The sequence below is a fragment of the Microbulbifer okhotskensis genome (assembly GCF_023895975.1).
GTDB lineage: Bacteria > Pseudomonadota > Gammaproteobacteria > Pseudomonadales > Cellvibrionaceae > Microbulbifer > Microbulbifer okhotskensis.
Window position 1 is genome coordinate 1 of record NZ_JALBWM010000482.1, and the last position, 256, is coordinate 256.

General features: G+C 46.1%; 1 pseudogene. It reads right to left on the reverse strand.

Annotation, left to right across the window (positions count from 1 at the left end):
- A pseudogene (locus tag MO867_RS23005) lies at window positions 1-256 on the reverse strand (hypothetical protein); the annotation flags it as partial.

Below are 256 nucleotides of genomic sequence, written 5' to 3' on the forward strand. Positions count from 1 at the left end.
GTCTAACAGGCAGCGGCTGGTAATGACCTTGCCGAATGGCTTCGATAATTTCATCCCCAATTGCCTTGAAGTGCTGCACAAAATCATCAACGGTAATCCCATCAATGCCTGCGGCACCTTTATTAGCTCGAACGTGCTTCCATGCAGCATTGAGGTTTTCTTTGCTTAGGATAGCGTCGAGTAGATTTTCATTTGAGTTAAGTATCAATACTTCGGACAGTTTTAGGGGGCGAAATAGGTAGGAACCACGGCCAGA